1 rRNA gene is annotated in these 1183 nt (G+C 48.2%); it reads left to right on the top strand.

The features are described from left to right. Positions 1 to 1183: ribosomal RNA gene (locus tag G564_RS0113080) — 23S ribosomal RNA — on the top strand; the annotation flags it as partial.

Raw genomic sequence — 1183 nt, 5'->3', positions numbered from 1 at the left:
TGGAGCCGTAGCGAAAGCGAGTCTGAATAGGGCGCTTTAGTTGGTAGTGTTAGACGCGAAACCGTGTGATCTACCCTTGGGCAGGTTGAAGCTGTGGTAACACATAGTGGAGGACCGAACCCGTTGACGTTGAAAAGTCTTGGGATGACCTGAGGGTAGGGGTGAAAGGCCAATCAAACTCGGAAATAGCTCGTACTCCCCGAAATGCATTTAGGTGCAGCGATTAATTAGTTTTATAGAGGTAGAGCTACTGATTGGATGCGGGGGCTTCACCGCCTACCAATTCCTGACAAACTCCGAATGCTATAAAATGATGTTGATCAGTGAGGGCATGGGTGCTAAGGTCCATGTCCGAGAGGGAAAGAACCCAGACCATCAGCTAAGGTCCCCAAATGTATGTTAAGTTGAAGAAACGCGGTTGAACTGCTTAGACAGCTAGGATGTTGGCTTGGAAGCAGCCATTCATTTAAAGAGTGCGTAACAGCTCACTAGTCGAGCGGTTCGGCATGGATAATAATCGGGCATAAACATACTACCGAAGCTATGGATTCTATACATTAGTATAGAGTGGTAGGGGAGCATTGTAACAAAGTTGAAGGTGAACTGCGAGGTTTGCTGGATTGGTTACAAAAGAAAATGTAGGCATAAGTAACGATAATGCGGGCGAGAAACCCGCACACCGAAAGACTAAGGTTTCCTCAGCTATGCTAATCAGCTGAGGGTTAGTCGGGGCCTAAGGCGAACCCGAAAGGGGTAGTCGATGGACAACCAGTTAATATTCTGGTACCTGCTTTACGTTAAAAGTGACGGAGGCGAGAATTAGGTGCGCACAGACGGAATTGTGCGTTGAAGCCAGTGGTAACACGGCGATAGTACACCAAAGCTACGGCGGCGGTGATAATCCTGAATATCGACTTCCAAGAAAAGCGAGTAAAGCAGCCCGTACCGCAAACCGACACAGGTAGTTGGGATGAGAATTCTAAGGTGCTCGAGAGATTCATGGCTAAGGAACTAGGCAAAATTGACCTGTAACTTCGGGAGAAAGGTCGCCCACAGCAATGTGGGCCGCAGTGAAAAGGTCCAGGCGACTGTTTATCAAAAACACAGGACTCTGCTAAATCGAAAGATGACGTATAGGGTCTGACACCTGCCCGGTGCTGGAAGGTTAAGAGGAGATGTTAGC

It is taken from the genome of Salinimicrobium xinjiangense DSM 19287, from assembly GCF_000423585.1.
GTDB classification, from domain to species: domain Bacteria; phylum Bacteroidota; class Bacteroidia; order Flavobacteriales; family Flavobacteriaceae; genus Salinimicrobium; species Salinimicrobium xinjiangense.
The sequence above is the reverse complement of the archived record's forward strand: the minus strand, read 5'-3'. Positions and strand labels throughout refer to the sequence as shown.